The sequence below is a fragment of the Pseudomonas sp. SMSB3 genome (genome assembly GCF_052041965.1).
Lineage (GTDB): Bacteria > Pseudomonadota > Gammaproteobacteria > Pseudomonadales > Pseudomonadaceae > Aquipseudomonas.
The window spans coordinates 1-352 of sequence record NZ_JBKGGV010000051.1 but is presented as its reverse complement, the minus strand read 5'-3'; the positions used below and the strand labels follow the sequence as shown (position 1 = coordinate 352).

Here is a 352-nt window from a genome sequence, read left to right as displayed (position 1 = left end):
TCAGGTGCGCACTCAGCTGCACAGCAGCCACGGCCACACCCAGCTCAACCTCGGCTACCTGATCGACCAGCGCGGCAACCACCGCGGCGCCCTGCGCGGCACCGGCTTCGAGCTGCGCACCGACGCCTATGGCGCCCTACGCGCCCAGCAGGGCCTGTACCTGAGCACCTGGAAGCGCAGCAACGCCCAGGGCGCGCAGCTTGATATCAGCGAAGCCCAGCAGCAGTTGCAGAACAGCGAGCAGCGGCTCAAGACCCTCTCCGACACGGCCAAGCAACACAACGCCGACGCTCTCCAAGCCGGCCTCGACAGCCTGACCCAGCTCAACGCCGACGCCGACGTCACCTACGGC

At 68.2% G+C, this 352-nt stretch carries 1 protein-coding gene; it reads left to right on the top strand.

Translation table 11 applies throughout. The features are described 5' to 3' along the window. A partial coding sequence (locus ACLEJW_RS23250) for a type VI secretion system Vgr family protein (RefSeq protein WP_440778333.1) occupies positions 1-352 on the top strand: 352 nt, incomplete at both ends.